General features: G+C 42.1%; 12 protein-coding genes and 1 riboswitch. Of the genes, 6 read left to right on the plus strand and 6 right to left on the minus strand.

Going from position 1 to position 14,726, the window contains the following annotated elements; genetic code table 11:
- The first annotated feature begins 1 nt into the window (after position 1).
- The 3 genes from T355_RS0106995 (at position 2) to T355_RS13860 (ending at position 3,415) form a co-directional block, all read left to right on the plus strand.
- The gene (locus T355_RS0106995; RefSeq protein ID WP_027397138.1) at positions 2-211 is read left to right on the plus strand and encodes an excisionase; all 210 of its coding nucleotides are present in this window, start codon (positions 2-4) and stop codon (positions 209-211) included.
- A 90-nt stretch (positions 212-301) separates the two neighbouring features.
- Positions 302-1,504 (plus strand): tyrosine-type recombinase/integrase, encoded by a 1,203-nt coding sequence (locus T355_RS0107000; protein ID WP_027397139.1) that lies wholly within the window; start codon positions 302-304, stop codon positions 1,502-1,504.
- Between the two features lie 284 nt (positions 1,505-1,788).
- Positions 1,789-1,891, plus strand: a riboswitch (glycine riboswitch).
- 108 nt (positions 1,892-1,999) lie between these two features.
- Positions 2,000-3,415 (plus strand): alanine/glycine:cation symporter family protein, encoded by a 1,416-nt coding sequence (locus T355_RS13860; protein ID WP_037329995.1) that lies wholly within the window; start codon positions 2,000-2,002, stop codon positions 3,413-3,415.
- A 141-nt stretch (positions 3,416-3,556) separates the two neighbouring features.
- On the opposite strand, the gene T355_RS0107015 is transcribed toward T355_RS13860, so the two are convergent.
- Together T355_RS0107015 and T355_RS0107020 are read right to left on the minus strand one after the other, a co-directional pair.
- A complete protein-coding gene (locus T355_RS0107015) occupies positions 3,557-4,258 on the minus strand; it encodes a response regulator transcription factor (RefSeq protein WP_027397140.1) in 702 nt (233 codons plus the stop codon).
- Between the two features lie 60 nt (positions 4,259-4,318).
- Positions 4,319-5,890: a sensor histidine kinase gene (locus tag T355_RS0107020; protein ID WP_027397141.1), complete on the minus strand. Its 1,572-nt coding sequence runs from the start codon at positions 5,888-5,890 to the stop codon at positions 4,319-4,321.
- Between the two features lie 207 nt (positions 5,891-6,097).
- On the opposite strand from T355_RS0107020, the gene T355_RS0107025 reads away from it, so the two are divergent.
- The 3 genes from T355_RS0107025 (at position 6,098) to fba (ending at position 10,778) form a co-directional block, all read left to right on the plus strand.
- Positions 6,098-6,844, plus strand: a complete 747-nt coding sequence (locus tag T355_RS0107025) for a hypothetical protein (RefSeq protein WP_027397142.1) — start codon at positions 6,098-6,100, stop codon at positions 6,842-6,844.
- A 130-nt stretch (positions 6,845-6,974) separates the two neighbouring features.
- Positions 6,975-9,659, plus strand: a complete 2,685-nt coding sequence (locus tag T355_RS0107030; RefSeq protein ID WP_027397143.1) for a 3'-5' exonuclease — start codon at positions 6,975-6,977, stop codon at positions 9,657-9,659.
- Between the two features lie 150 nt (positions 9,660-9,809).
- Positions 9,810-10,778 (plus strand): class II fructose-1,6-bisphosphate aldolase, encoded by a 969-nt coding sequence (fba, locus tag T355_RS0107035; protein ID WP_027397144.1) that lies wholly within the window; start codon positions 9,810-9,812, stop codon positions 10,776-10,778.
- 118 nt (positions 10,779-10,896) lie between these two features.
- Here the strand turns inward: fba and T355_RS0107040 are convergent, their stop codons facing one another.
- From T355_RS0107040 to T355_RS0107055, 4 genes are all read right to left on the minus strand, one after another.
- Positions 10,897-11,814: an RluA family pseudouridine synthase gene (locus T355_RS0107040; RefSeq protein ID WP_037329981.1), complete on the minus strand. Its 918-nt coding sequence runs from the start codon at positions 11,812-11,814 to the stop codon at positions 10,897-10,899.
- 1 nt (position 11,815) lies between these two features.
- The gene (gene uraA, locus T355_RS0107045; RefSeq protein WP_027397146.1) at positions 11,816-13,063 is read right to left on the minus strand and encodes a uracil permease; all 1,248 of its coding nucleotides are present in this window, start codon (positions 13,061-13,063) and stop codon (positions 11,816-11,818) included.
- A gap of 128 nt (positions 13,064-13,191) precedes the next feature.
- Positions 13,192-13,695 carry a hypothetical protein gene (locus tag T355_RS0107050; RefSeq protein WP_027397147.1) on the minus strand — a complete coding sequence of 168 codons (504 nt, stop codon included), beginning with the start codon at positions 13,693-13,695 and terminating at the stop codon, positions 13,192-13,194.
- Between the two features lie 7 nt (positions 13,696-13,702).
- Positions 13,703-14,701, minus strand: a complete 999-nt coding sequence (locus T355_RS0107055; RefSeq protein ID WP_027397148.1) for a site-specific integrase — start codon at positions 14,699-14,701, stop codon at positions 13,703-13,705.
- Between the last annotated feature and the right edge of the window lie 25 nt (positions 14,702-14,726).

A 14,726-nucleotide genomic window follows, 5' to 3' on the forward strand; every position in this document is an offset into this window, starting at 1 on the left:
TATGGCAGATAAAAATGCGTATATCCCTATATGGGAAAAGTATTCTCTCAGTATGGAGGAAGCAGCAGCATATTATGGAATCGGCGTTAAAAAGCTTTACGGCTTAATCCGTAGTAACCCAAATGCTGATTTTATTCTTGAAATTGGGGCGCATTGCAGAATTAAAAGGGTAATGTTTGAAAAATATCTTGATGAAACTACAGCCATATAAAAATAGCATTTTGAAAAGAAGATTTCCTGACGATATTATTAAATTAATATTCAAGACAATCTTCTTTTCTTCATGAAAGGAGAGATTATTGTGAGCGAGAAAAGAAGAGACAAAAAAGGTCGTATTTTACATAATGGCGAGATACAGATGCCTGACGGGCGCTATAGATTTAAATATCTTGGCCCAAATGGGAAAGAAATAGCAATTTATAGTTGGAGACTCGTCAGTACCGATATTACTCCTGCAGGAAAAAAAGATTCAGAACCTTTAAGAGAATTAGAAAAACAGATTCAGAAAGACATCTTTGATAATATTGATACGCGTGCAAGTAATATTACTGTACTGCAACTTGTAAAAAAGTATATTGCAACCAAGAAGGGGGTCAGACGAAACACTCAAAATGGTTATCATACAGTTCTTACTCTGTTAGAAAATGATTCTTTTGGTAGAAAAATTATTGCAAATGTAAAAAAATCTGATGCTAAAACATGGTTGATAAAGCTCCAGGAAGACGACGGAAGGAGTTATAATAGTGTTCGTGTTGTTGGTGGGGTACTTAGACCAGCGTTTCAGCTTGCAGTTGATGATGATTTCATTCGAAAGAATCCGTTTTCATTTTCTTTAAAAGATGTAATTGTTAATGAAAGTTTGAAACGAGAGGCTCTTTCGGAGGATGATGAGAAGAAATTTCTCGAATTTATCAAAGTAGATGGAGTTTACAAGAAATATTATGAGGTTATCTACATTCTCTTTAAGACCGGAATGCGTATTTCTGAATTTTGTGGTCTTACAATGGATGATATTAATTTTGATGATCATTCAATCAATATAGATCATCAGTTATTGAAGACCTCAAAGGTTGGGTACTATATTGAAAAAACAAAAACCAAAAATGGTACTAGGGTAATACCGATGACAGACGATGTTGAGGAATGTTTCAGGACACTTATTGCAAAAAGAAAAACTCCACTTAAAGAACCTATAGTAGATGGATATTCTGGTTTTTTATTTTTCAACAGAGAAAGAAGTATAACACATGCATATCTGTGGAATCAGTATTTCAAGAGAATTGTTGAGAAATATAATAGACTTAACAAGGATTCTCAGATACCAAAGGTTACTCCTCATATTTGCAGGCATACTTATTGTTCAAATATGGCAAAAAGTGGAATAAATCCGAAGGCACTTCAGTATCTTATGGGCCATTCAAGCATAAGTGTAACATTAAATATTTATACCCATTTGAATTATAACGACATAAAGGAAGAGGTACACAGAATAAATAATGCGTGACATTCAGGCATATGGTGAAATTCCTGGTATAAAGATGTTTTTCTAACAATTTTATACCGAATTTTATACCTTTTGGTGACAAAAATATGCCAAATTATGCCAGAATATGGCAATAATCATATATGCTTCAATCCTTGGTAAATAAGGGATTATGGGAGAAATAGGGGGATTGGCTAATACAAATACAAATATCTCCTTGACATGAACATAAAACAGTAGTATATTACTCTATGTTAACTACATTAATCCGAAGAAGTCATCAGAATGCTTAGCAGACTGGTGATGGAGGGTACTCTGGAGAATCCCATTAAATTGGGTGCCGAAGGTGCAAGGTTTACATTTTATATGTAAGCTGAATCTCTCAGGCAAAAAGACAGTGATGATGAGTAACATGCCAAGTAATGTTCTAGAAGTTATGCGGCCTTGTTTATTTATTTTGTCTTTATGGAGTATCGTCCTTCGGATGATACTCTTTTTATTTTGGAGGATTTGATTATGGACTACTTATTAGAACTTGTACAGATGGTCAACACCTATTTATCAGATTACATTCTATGCTTTCTGTTAATCGGTTTGGGCCTGTATTATACCATCAGAACCCGCTTCGTTCAGGTTCGTTGCCTTGGTGAGGGCTTCAGACGTTTCTTTGGCAATTTTTCCCTTCATGGTGAAAATGGCAAGAGCGGTATGAGCTCCTTCCAGGCTTTGGCAACTGCGGTTGCAGCCCAGGTTGGTACTGGTAATGTGGTTGGTGCTTCTGGTGCAATCCTTACTGGTGGCCCTGGTGCTATTTTCTGGATGTGGATTATTGCTTTCTTCGGCATGGCAACCAACTATGCTGAGGCAGTTCTCGCTCAGGCAACTCGTGTCGTTAAGGAGGATGGCACAGTTCTTGGTGGTCCTGTTTACTATATTCGTAAGGCTTTTCCAGGCGCATTCGGCAAGTTTTTGGCAGCATTCTTTGCAGTAGCAATCACCCTGGCACTGGGCTTCATGGGCTGCATGGTTCAGTCCAATTCCATTGGTGAAACCAGTGAGGCTGCCTTTGGTATTCCAGCTTGGGGCATTGGCTTGGTAATCGCATTATTGGCTGGCTTCGTATTTATCGGTGGTACCAAGCGTATTGCCAGAATTACTGAGAAGCTGGTTCCTATTATGGCTGTTTTCTATCTTATCGGTGGTGCTGCTATTCTTTTGGCAAACTTTGAAAGAGTGCCGGAGGCTGTTTCTCTTATTTTCTACTATGCATTTAATCCTGATGCCATTATTGGTGGTAGCTGGGGTATGGCAATCAAAACTGCTATTTCTCAGGGTGTAAAGCGCGGTCTGTTCTCCAATGAGGCTGGTATGGGTTCCACTCCACATGCCCACGCTTTGGCAAATGTTGAAAAGCCGCATGATCAGGGTGTTGTTGCTATGGTTGGTGTATTTATTGATACCTTTGTTGTTCTTACCATGACTGCTTTGGTTGTAATTACTACCCTTTATACTGGTGACGGCGTATTGGCTAATGGAGCGGCAGAGGGGATTTCCAAGACCAATATGGCTCAGATTGCTTTCAGCAGTCTTTTCGGCAGCTCCCTGGGTAGTGCATTTATCGCTGTCAGCCTGTTGTTCTTCGCATTTTCCACTATCCTCAGCTGGAACCTCTTTGCCAAGATTAATGTGGAATACCTCATGGGCAAGTCCGCAGTAAAGGTTTTCTCCGTTATTGCTATTTGTTTCGTATTCATGGGCTCCTGCCTGTCAAACAATCTGGTTTGGGAGCTGACTGATATGTTCAATAACCTCATGGTTATTCCAAACTCCCTGGCCCTGTTTGCTCTTAGCAGTGTGGTAGTTGGCCATGTGGATACTTCTAATCTTGAGGACGATGATGAAGCTGAATATATGGTTCAGACTGAGAATTAATAAAATAGCTTTAAATAATAAAATTTAAATTTAAAAGCGGTTGTATTCGGTAATCCGATTGCAGCCGCTTTTTAGTGTCAATATTTTATGTTAAAGACCTCATCCCCCTCCTGCGGAGGGACCTTCCCCAAAGGGGAAGGCTTATTTATTGCAGAATCTGTAGCCTGCTCCCCATACTGTTTCTATATAAATTGGGGAGGAAGGATTTGGCTCTATCTTTTCACGGAGACGGTTTATATGCACCATAACCGTGGCGGTGTCACCCATGGCATCAAGACCCCATATCTGGTCAAATAGCTTGTCCTTGCTGAAGACAATACCAGGATTTTCCGCCAAGAATAACAGTAGTTCAAATTCCTTGTTGGTAAGGGTGATTTCTTTGCCCTTGTGATATACCATGTGGGTATCTGGCTGGATTTCCAGATCTCCTTTTTGAATGGTCTTTATCTTTGGTGTTGAATCACCAGACAGCTTGGTAAGTCGTTGATAACGGGCGAGATGAGCCTTTACACGGGCCACCAGCTCACTGGGACTGAAGGGCTTTATTACGTAATCATCGGCACCAAGTCCCAGAGCCCGGATTTTATCAATGTCCTCATGACGGGCTGATACCATAAGAATAGGCAGTTCCTTTTCCTTCCGCAGCTCCCGGCAAATCTGAAAGCCGTCCTGTCCCGGTAACATAACATCTAAAATAAGCAAATCATAATCATCCTTAAGCGCACGATTCAGACCGGCAGAGCCATCGGCTTCAATATCTACCTGAAAATCGCTGGCTTCCAGATAATCTCTTTCCAGTTCTGCAATTCCTGGATCATCTTCTATAATTAAAATTTTTTTCATGTAATCACTCCTCGTAAAAAATATATTTTATCCGTTAGCATCATGGCTGTCACTGGCCTTTTAAGAGGAAGGCGTTATTTGGGGCAGCTGTATTATAATGGTCAAACCTCCAGCTGGCCTGTTTTCAGCCCATATTTTTCCATTCATACCGTCAATGATTCGTTTGGTAATGGCCAGTCCAAGGCCACTTCCCTTGGCTACATTGCTGCGGGCCTGATCGGTGCGATAGAAGCTGTCAAATAGCTTTGGCAAATCCTCCGTTGGTACTCCCGGGCCATTATCGGCAAAGGTAATACGAACGCTGTCATTGAGGGCTTCAAGGCGAATGTTAATATCTACATTATCCCTGTTGGAATATTTACTGCTGTTGCTGATAAGGTTATCAATTACCCGCTGAAACTGAATTCTATCAATGGAAACCAGTCCCTCGTCTTCATTTGATAAATTCATTTCCATGGAGAGATTGATGTTTTTTTCAGCCAGAAGAGGCTTTTGCTCATTGTAAAAATCGGTAAAATAATACTTAAGGGGAACATTTTCAAAATTAAAGGGTATCCGACCCAAATCCAGCTTGGAGAACAAAAACAGGCTTTCCACCAGCTTTTCCATGGTGGTGGCCCCTTGGAGTATCATTTCCACATAGTGGCGTTGCTTTTCAGGAGTTTTGGCAATGCCATCAAGAATGCCGCTGGCATAGCCCTTCATGGATGTAAGAGGAGTGGACAGGTCGTGGGAAATGCCGGCTATGAGTTCCTTGCGGTTTTCCTCGTATTTTTCCTGCTGTTCACGAGCTGCCTTCAGCTCCAGACGCATGGCCTCAAAGTCGCGGCAGGCATCACCAAATTCATCCTGGGTTTGGATATCTATAGGTGTATCAAGATTCCCCTGACGGATTTCTGCTGAGGCCTTACGGAGAGCGGACAGCGGCTCCAGAATTTGTCGAGACAGCAGTCGGGAAAAATATAGTCCCAGCAGGATAATGGTTATGATAGCTACAATGATAATTACAGTAATAATATCATCCCAGTATAGAAGGGGGTTGGGCTTTGGAGGAGCATCCGGCGTAATAAGCGGTGCCTTTCCATAAGAATAGATTTGGGTACGTTGGTCAGAGGACTGATATTTAAATAAAAATATATCATCGTCCCAGAGCATAATGGAGCTTCCATTACTGCGTGAGGCTACCTTTTGTATTATTTCCTGTGAGTCAGCCTCAGGGGATATATAGGTTATATTATTGTCCTGGGTCAATACACTTTGTATTCCCAGCTGCTCTAAATCGTGAAGTTCTTTTTCTATATTTGTGTCAAAGGGCATATTGAGTCCGGGACCTTGATTCATGCCATTGCGCATACCACGACCATGATGGTGTCTTCCCATACCTGGACCGGGCATAGGATCATTGCTGTTCTCCAGCTTTACCTTAATAGAGCTGATGGCAAACTGTATGGAAGGAGCCGGACCCTTTTCGGGCCACATAGAATTTATCTTGTCCTGGTTGGAGCCGTTTATCAGCTTCATCCCCAACATAAGACTGCTGCTGATAATAACTAGTACGCAGAACGGAATAAACACCATCATAAAATTAGTTATAAGTAAACGCTTTCTCACGGAAATATCCCGTAATCGCATGGAAACACCCTCTTTATACTTAATAGTATTTAATTTCAATAATAGTATACGCTTTAATTCTAACAAAAATATAAACAAGTAAAAATCCGTATTTGTGAAAATATTAAAGTACTGTTTATATTTTGTTTAGATTTAGGATTTATACTTCAGGTGTACCCAATAAGGATACATAAAATACAAGATGATAAATTCAAGGAGGAATTTACTATGGATAACAAAATTATTTCTAAAAAAACCATGAAGAAGGCAGGGGCTGCGTTGGTTGTATGTGTTGTGGCATTAGGTGGACTTGGCTGGTACGGCCATCAGCAGAAAATCAATCAATTCCATAATGTTGCACAGGCCAACAGCAAAATCGTGGAGACGAAATTAGCTGCCAATAATGTGGAAGTAATAGATGAAGCTCGTGTAAAGGCTGCAGCGGCTGAAGCTATGGGGGTAGATGAGTCCAGCATTTCCTGGAGGGAAATCATACTCTGTGACGGTCCTGGCGGTCACTTCATGGCCCGTGGTAGAAATTTTGATGGTAGCCAGGGCGTTTATAACGACAGATGCTATGGCCCTAATCATGATATAAACGACCATGGACCATATTGGAATCGTGATGACAATGATAATAATGATTGTTATGGATATGGCGGTAATGGGTATCATCGTGGTCCACATCATGGTGGGCGTCATTACGGTGCCGGTTACCAGGGGGGTCCTATGAATGGAAATCAGGGCGGTCAGCAGTTTGGGCCTGGTAGAGGGCCTGGCTATGGAATGATGGCAAATAATGCGAATGCTCAGGACGCAAATACCCAGGACTCAAATACCCAGTCTACCCCTGCACAGGTGGAATTCCATCCAATTTATAATGTAATTTGTAGTTCCAACAAGGTAGATTATATGGTGCACGTTGATGCAGTATCCGGTACAGTGCTTCATTGTCGGGCTATCGCCAGCAGATAATTAAATATCATAAATCCTTAAGCGACTGATACAGAAATTCAGTCGCTTTTTTTATTTAAAACATACATTTGTTTTTCTTTTGTGTTTGTGATTAAATATAAATAAGGATTTTATATTGGAGGTTTTAGCTTTGCCAGAGCAGGAAAGTGAAAAACAACGGGAACAGCTTAATGAAAAGCAGCTTGAGGTGGTCAACGAACTGGAGAACAACATTCTTCTGATTGCTTCGGCAGGCACTGGAAAAACTAATACACTGGCTTATAGAATTGCCCATATAATAGAAGAAAAGAAGGCTGAGGGAAAAGAAATAGCCTGTCTTACCTTTACCAACAAAGCCTGCAGCGAAATGAAGGCACGGGTAATGGATGTGGTGGGGGAAGCTGCCAATGATGTTACCATCAAGACCTTCCATGGGTTTTGTTATGAAATTATCCGTCAGGAGTCAAAGTATAGGGACATAGGTATTTCAGCAGATTCTATTATTTATGATGAGGAGGACTGTCTTGAAATTATCAAAAACGTGCCGGAAATGGCGGATATGGCTGCTCAAACTGGATGGGCCGGGGCTATACAGAAGATTATCGCCCTGGTGAAGGAGTATCGGGGAGAGTATGACTACTTTAGTGATGAGCCCAGTGAAGACTATCAGCGGGTTATTGACCGTCTGCTGATGGAAAACGGACAAAGATTTTCGGATGCCAGCCGTGTTAATTGGAAATCATGCACCGCCCTTATTATGGAATTCCAGAATAGGGGCGGTATGCTGGCTTGTGCTTATGATAATGCCCTTAGAATGGCCCATGGCATGGATTTTTGCGATCTTATCAATATTGCCTATGAGCTTCTGAAAAATCCTGAAGTACAAAGGGCATGGAGCTCCTACTTTAAGTATTGGTGCATTGATGAGGTGCAGGATACTTCCCGCTTGGAGTACAGCGTATTGGAGCGTTTATTCGGACAGAATAATGTCATCATGTGCGGTGACTTCTTCCAGACTATATATGAGTGGCGTGGATCTCAGCCGGATCTGATATTCGATAAGTTTTATGGCGAGTATCAGCCCCGGCTTATTGTGTTTAACAAAAATTATCGCTCCACAAGAATACTTTTGGATAGCTCATATCAGTATTTGAAAAAGCGTTTTCCCGATAAGGTTACGAACTTTTTCCCCGATGACGCTTTGGCAATGAGTGATAATGAAGGGGAGAAAATAGTTCATGCCACCTTTAGGGATACATATATTGAGGCTGACTGGATTTATAACACCCTTCAGCGTCTAAAGCCCCAGGATTTGTCCAAGGTATGTATTTTGACCCGTTCCAATGTGTATAATAAGCGGCTGTCAAATTGCTTCAGAAAGATAATGGAAACAAGACATAGAAATCAGATGCTTCAAAAGGGAGTATTTGATGATTTTCCCCTTGAATTTATGCTGGTGGATGAGTTTCATTTCTTTCGCAGGCAGGAAATAAAGGATGTTTTGGCTGTATTTAATATGCTGATTAATGAATGGGATGATACCAGTATTTGTCGTGTAGCCAAGGAATACGCCAAGGGTATCGGTGCCAGAACCATCGACAAGCTACAGTCGGAGGAGGCGGTGGCTTTAGGGATTCGCCCCAGTGATATGGTTCATCCTTCTACTCTTAAATATGATGAACCCTTTGAAATGCTGCGCCGTGAGCTGGAAAGGAGCAATGTGGTGGTATTTGATGTGGAATCCACCGGCCTTGATACTTCCAGGGATGAAATTATTCAGATTGCGGCTATTAGGATTGACAGAACTGGAAAGGTGCTGGATAAGCTAAATCTATTCTTAAAAGCAACTAAGTCCGTGGGACAGTCCGTCAACACCCATCATATTACTGATGAACAGCTGCAGCGGGAGGGCGCGGATCCTAAAAAGGGACTTCAGGCATTTTTGGATTTTGCCAAGGATAGCGTTATTGTGGGACACAATGTGGGCTATGACCTGACTATTTTGGCAAGTCAGCTTAAACGCTTGGGACTGGAAGGTCTGAAGTGTCAGGCCCATTATGATACATTGGATATTTTCCGCCGTTTTTATCCAAAGCTGGAAAACCACAAGCTGTCTACAGTAGGTGATTTTGTTCAAGTCAGTCATAAGTCAACCCATGATGCTTTTGATGATATATCTGCTACTGGAGAAATCCTTATATATGCAGTAAATAATAATATTGTTGAAGGTATAGATGAACGGCGCCGTTTCTTTTCCAAATATTCCAAGGTTTTTGCTCCCTTCGCAGATAAGATTAATGAATATAAGCGGGATATGTATGATATGAGACCTCAGGATCTGATGAACAAGGTCATCAGGGAAGTGGGCATATTGGAACGCTATACAAATGAAGATATACGAAATAATAGCACTAACAGGTCTAACAGTAAGGTGGGAAATCTCCGCCAGTTATATCGTTTTATGCGGGAGCGTGACGATAAAAAAATGTCCTGCCTTGATGGTATAAAGAATCTGCTGAATCTGACATCTCTTTCCAATACTGAATTCGATCTGATGCTGGCATCACACCCAAAGATTCCTATTATAACAGTCCATCAGGCCAAGGGCCTTGAGTTTGAGCAGGTATTCTTTGCGGGGCTTCAGGAGGGTGTATTTCCAAGTAAATTCGCTATAGATGCGGATTATTTTAATGAGGAGGCAAGACTGTTTTATGTGGGGATTACCAGGGCGAAGAAGGCTTTATATCTTACTTCTGCTTTGGAACGGTCAAAAAATGCCAACCCATGCAGATTTATTTATTCCCTTCCTCAGAAAAATATTGAAAATTGTCAGTAAATAATAAAGTAGTAAAAATTGTTTTTTCGTATTTATTGCGAAAAATACCACAAATCTGTAGATTTGTTTGATGATTTACCTAGTATTTAAAGGGCTTGTATGCTATAATACCAAATAAGAGAAATCTAAATAGAGAGGGAGGTATTTTTTATGCCATTAGTTGATACCAAAGAGATGTTTAAGAGAGCATACGAGGGTGGCTATGCCATTGGTGCTTTCAATGTAAACAATATGGAGATTGTTCAGGGGATTATAGCTGCTGCTGAAGAAACTCAGTCTCCAGTAATTTTGCAGGCTTCTGCTGGTGCCAGAAAGTATGCTGGTGCTGAGTACCTGTTCGGTCTGGTTGAATCTGCCCTGAAGGTCAGCACGGTTCCTATTGCCCTTCATTTGGACCATGGCGCAGATTTTGAGACCTGTAAGTCCTGTATTGATGGTGGCTTCACATCCGTTATGATTGACGGCTCTGCCCATTCCTTTGAAGCAAATATTGCTATTACCAAGGAAGTTGTAGAGTATGCTCATGCCCACGGCGTAGTGGTAGAGGGTGAGCTTGGTCAGTTGGAAGGCATTGAGGATGATGTTAATGTGACAACTGGTTCCTATACTGATCCTGATGATGTGGAGGAATTCGTATCCCGTACAGGTGTAGATTCCTTGGCTATCGCTATCGGTACCAGTCATGGCGCGTTCAAGTTTAGACCAGAGCAGTGCACTAGAAACGAGCAGGGTGTGCTTGTTCCACCAGAGCTGCGTTTTGATATTTTAGAGGAAATTTCCCAGCGTCTGCCAGGTTTCCCTATCGTGCTTCATGGTGCTTCCTCCGTTGTGCCTAAGTATGTAGAGATTATTAATCACTATGGTGGTAATCTGAAGGATGCTATTGGTATTCCTGAGGATCAGCTCCGTAAGGCTGCCCGTAGTGCTGTTTGCAAGATTAATATCGATTCTGATATGCGTCTTGCTTTGACTGCTGGTATTCGTGAGCACATGGCCAAGTACCCAGAGCATTTTGATCCACGTCAGTATTTGAAGCCAGCTCGTCAGAATATTCAGGATATCGTTGCTCATAAGATCAGAAATGTTCTTGGTTCTGATGGCAAGGCAATTGACGTTTAATAGGTTAATATTTTACTAAAAAATTTAGGACCGGCCTGTGGGGCTGGTCCTTTTTTAGTGCATGAAGGCTTTTATTGCTTAAAAGCTTTATTATGTTTGGGTATTTATTCGATGGAGTTTATTTGTAAAAGGCCTGAATCATATCCTGGGGTATATCTGAATAAACAGAAACAGTTTCTCCGTTTAGTGGATTAAATACCTCCAGATGATAGGCGTGGAGGGCCTGACGGTTGATTACGTCATGATTACCGCCATAAAGATCATCTCCCAAAAGAGGATAACCAATGGAGGCAAGATGAACCCTTATCTGATGTGTCCGCCCGGTTTTCAGCTCCAGTTTAATAAGTGATTTGCCATTATTAACTGCCACAGTTTCATAATGGGTTTCTGCATATTGACCATCTGGAGAGCATATCCGCTGTATAATGCTGTCTGGATGACGGGCAATGGGTAAATCGATGATTCCCTCTCTTTGAGGCAGTATGCCGTTTATAAGGGCAAAATAGCTTCTGTGAAAGAACTTTTGGGTAATATTATGCTTTTGCATATTTCCCTTTATACGGGAGCCCGGCTGGGTAAGGGCACTTTGAAGCTGGGGCAGCTTGGCCACCACAACAAGCCCTGTGGTATTTCGGTCCAGCCTATGTACAGGATGAAAATCAATATCCTGTCCTGTCAGCTGATAATAATATTTTAAGCCATTTCCCAGAGTATTATCATGGTCACCGCCAGTGGGATGTACCAGAATACCATTTGGTTTATTTAAAATGATAAGGTAATCATCCTCATAGCGAATGTCCAAAGGCATCTTTGTGGGAACAATGGAGGATTCTTCCTCCAATATGCAGGTGATTTTATCTCCGGCCTTTACAGTTGCCATGGTGGCTTTTACTTTTTCACCGTTAACTAAAATGGTTCCGTTCCATTTCAGACGCCGCCAAAGACCATGGGAAACACCACAGCTGCTTCTAAGAAAAGCCCTGACCGAAACAGGGGTCAGGGCTTCATTATCCTTAACTTCGTAAGTGATGTTCATTTTAGTTCTCACCGCGGAGCTTCTTGATTATATTGAAGCAGATGCTGAGAATAATGGCTACTACAGTTGCCAGGGACATACCGGCCAAGGTAGTGGAGCCAATGGTGATGCTGGCGGTAGATACGCCGATACCGAGAACAATAGCAGTAAGCATCAAATTAATTGGCTGATTGTAGTCAATTTTGGCATCTACCAGAACACGGATACCGGAAGCGGCAATTACGCCGAAGAGCAGCATGGAAACACCGCCCATTACTGGCACAGGAATACTCTGAATTGCAGCGGCCAGTTTGCCGAAGCAGGACAAAATAATAGCAAAGATTGCTGCGCCACCAATAACCCAGGTGGAGAATACCTTGGAAATCGCCAATACACCGATGTTCTCGCCATAGGTAGTATTAGGGGTGGAGCCGAAGAAACCTGACAGGATGGTGGAGATACCGTTACCGATGATGGAGCGGTCAAGTCCAGGATCCTTGGTGAGGTCAGAGCCTACAATGTTACTGGTTACGAAAAGATGGCCCACATGCTCGGCGATAACAACCAGAGCAGCCGGAAGAATAATGGTAATAGCAGTAAGATTGAATTCTGGGGTATAGAAGGTAGGCAGGGCAAACCATGGTGCCTTTTCAATACCGCTGAGGTCAACAATGCCAAAGCCCAGTGAAATGATGTAGCCACAGATTATACCAATAAGAATTGGAATAATACCCAAAAAGCCACGGAACACAATCTGGGAGAAAAGTGTAATGGCCAGAGTTGCTACAGCCACGATAATGTTGTTCATATCAGGCTCTGCCTCGGTGAGACCAGCCATCTTAGCCGCAGTTGGCATAAGCTCCAGACCGATAACGGCCACAATGGCGCCCATAGCAGCTGGCGGGAAGATGAAGTCTATCCAGGAGGTACCTACGGCTTTTACAATTAAGCCCACAATAACGAAAACAAGACCTACGGCAATGAAACCACCAAGGGCAGCCTCATAGTTGAACTGGGATAATACTGCAAATACAGGGGAAATGAAGGCAAAGCTGGAACCCAGATATGCCGGAATCTTTCCCTTACATATAATCAAGTAAAGCAATGTACCGATACCGTTAAACAGCAGTACAGTTGCAGGATTTACATTGAACAGAATTGGTACTAACACAGTAGAACCAAACATAGCAAATAAATGCTGTAAAGATAGCGGAATAGTTTTTGTAATAGGTGGCCTCTCATGGACCTGAATTACTCGATTCTCACTCATTAATAAAAACACTCCTTTAAGTAAATAAGCAAAAGTGGGTTCAAAAAAACCCTATAAGACTTTAACACAAAAAAAACAACTTGTCTATCAAACTTTGACAAGTTGTTCATGTATACAAAATAATTAAATTATTTTCGCTGATCCTTCAGGTGATCCTTCCAGTATTCCATATCCGGCTCGCTAAGTGGTAGCGAAATCTTATCACCATTGTCATAAGCAAATTGTATGGTGATTACTTCAGCCCTGCGCATGGAGTCGAAGGCTTCAGGAGGAAATTCCACAAAGAGCTTGTTGGTATTTTTTAAAGTGGTTTTGTCGTTATAGAATGCCACAGAATAGCTTGGGGGAGTTTGGCGAACAGCTGCTTCCATGGTGTAGGTATCGTCATCGCAGATCATGGTCATGGCGGCCAGCAGATTGGCACTGGAATAACGATAGTCCTGAATGGTGAGGGTGGCGGTGTTAACCTTTCCGTTAATATCCACACCTGTCTGGAAGTCTATATCGCAATAGCCGGAAAGATTATCCGCAGGGCGATGGTCAAAAACATAGGTGAACCCCCAGCCAAAGCCACCTAACAAAATTAACATAATACCAATTCCCATAAAGAATTTACTTGGTGATTTAGACATTTAAATATTAATCCTTTCTATGTGTAGGTCCAAACATACGATTAAGAGGGTTTTCCTTAAAGAGATTTCCTTGCTCAATGTATCGGTGAACCATTTTTTCAGACTTATGCCTGGTTTGCCTCATAATGGAGAGTGCATCAAGGTCATGCTGGGCAGCAGAGGTGGCAAAGCCACGACGTAGGCTATGACCAGCAAAATCCTCAGGGTTCATTCCCAGCATGCCCATGTATTTTTTTACGATAATTGCCACTGATTTGTCGGAAAGCTGCGTTTCCCGTGGATCAAGGTTTCGCTTAAAGCCTCTGAAAAGTGGACCATCCTTTATGTTTGCTGCTTCAATCCAATCTTGTACAGCGATTACGGCACAGGTGTGTGGATCAGGGGCGTAGGGAATGGCAATCTGACTTCCGTGTCCCAGCTGGTCCCCCTTTGACTGAGGAATAAAAATAACCATACCCTGTGGGGAAAAGGTGATATCCCTAAGCTGTATAGCTACCAGCTCAGAACGTCTGAAGGCTCCTGCAAAGCCAAGAAAAAGTAACGCCTTATCCCGAATGGACACCAAATCGCCTGCATCAAAAAGATCAGCCAAAAGGGACATGGTTTCCATCAGTATCGGGGCCTTGCCGTGTTGGAAGGTACCCTTTTCACGGCGAATGGCCTGCATGGCATTGCGAACCATACCATCCTTGGCTGGATTGTTGTCATAAAAGCCGGCTGCAATATGGTTTTCAGAAATGGCGGTAATACGCCTGGAAACCGTATTGGCATGGGCATGGTCTGCCAAATCATTGATATAGTTTACTATGGTTTCAGCTGTGCAAGGTAGAGGTGGCACCTCATGGGCCTCGCACCAGTCAGTAAAGTCATTCCAGTCAGCTGAATAGGATTTTAGGGTATTATCAGCTTTGGATTTCCTCATTCTACGCTTACTTTTGGCAGACAGCTTTACATTTTGGTTTATGTTGTCATTTTTATAAAGTAGAAAATCATCACGAATATTCATAAACAATTCACCATTCATATTTTAT

Source organism: Anaerovibrio lipolyticus LB2005, assembly GCF_000621545.1.
GTDB lineage: Bacteria > Bacillota > Negativicutes > Selenomonadales > Selenomonadaceae > Anaerovibrio > Anaerovibrio lipolyticus_A.

What these genes read in the sequence shown, in the direction of transcription:
- T355_RS13860 (WP_037329995.1), top strand. Translation starts at nt 2,000, where the DNA reads ATGGACTACTTATTAGAACTTGTACAGATGGTCAACACCTATTTATCA.
- T355_RS0106995 (WP_027397138.1), top strand. Translation starts at nt 2, where the DNA reads ATGGCAGATAAAAATGCGTATATCCCTATATGGGAAAAGTATTCTCTC.
- T355_RS0107050 (WP_027397147.1), bottom strand. Translation starts at nt 13,695, where the DNA reads ATGTCTAAATCACCAAGTAAATTCTTTATGGGAATTGGTATTATGTTA.
- T355_RS0107025 (WP_027397142.1), top strand. Translation starts at nt 6,098, where the DNA reads ATGGATAACAAAATTATTTCTAAAAAAACCATGAAGAAGGCAGGGGCT.
- fba (WP_027397144.1), top strand. Translation starts at nt 9,810, where the DNA reads ATGCCATTAGTTGATACCAAAGAGATGTTTAAGAGAGCATACGAGGGT.
- T355_RS0107055 (WP_027397148.1), bottom strand. Translation starts at nt 14,701, where the DNA reads ATGAATATTCGTGATGATTTTCTACTTTATAAAAATGACAACATAAAC.
- T355_RS0107040 (WP_037329981.1), bottom strand. Translation starts at nt 11,814, where the DNA reads ATGAACATCACTTACGAAGTTAAGGATAATGAAGCCCTGACCCCTGTT.
- T355_RS0107020 (WP_027397141.1), bottom strand. Translation starts at nt 5,890, where the DNA reads ATGCGATTACGGGATATTTCCGTGAGAAAGCGTTTACTTATAACTAAT.
- T355_RS0107015 (WP_027397140.1), bottom strand. Translation starts at nt 4,258, where the DNA reads ATGAAAAAAATTTTAATTATAGAAGATGATCCAGGAATTGCAGAACTG.
- uraA (WP_027397146.1), bottom strand. Translation starts at nt 13,063, where the DNA reads ATGAGTGAGAATCGAGTAATTCAGGTCCATGAGAGGCCACCTATTACA.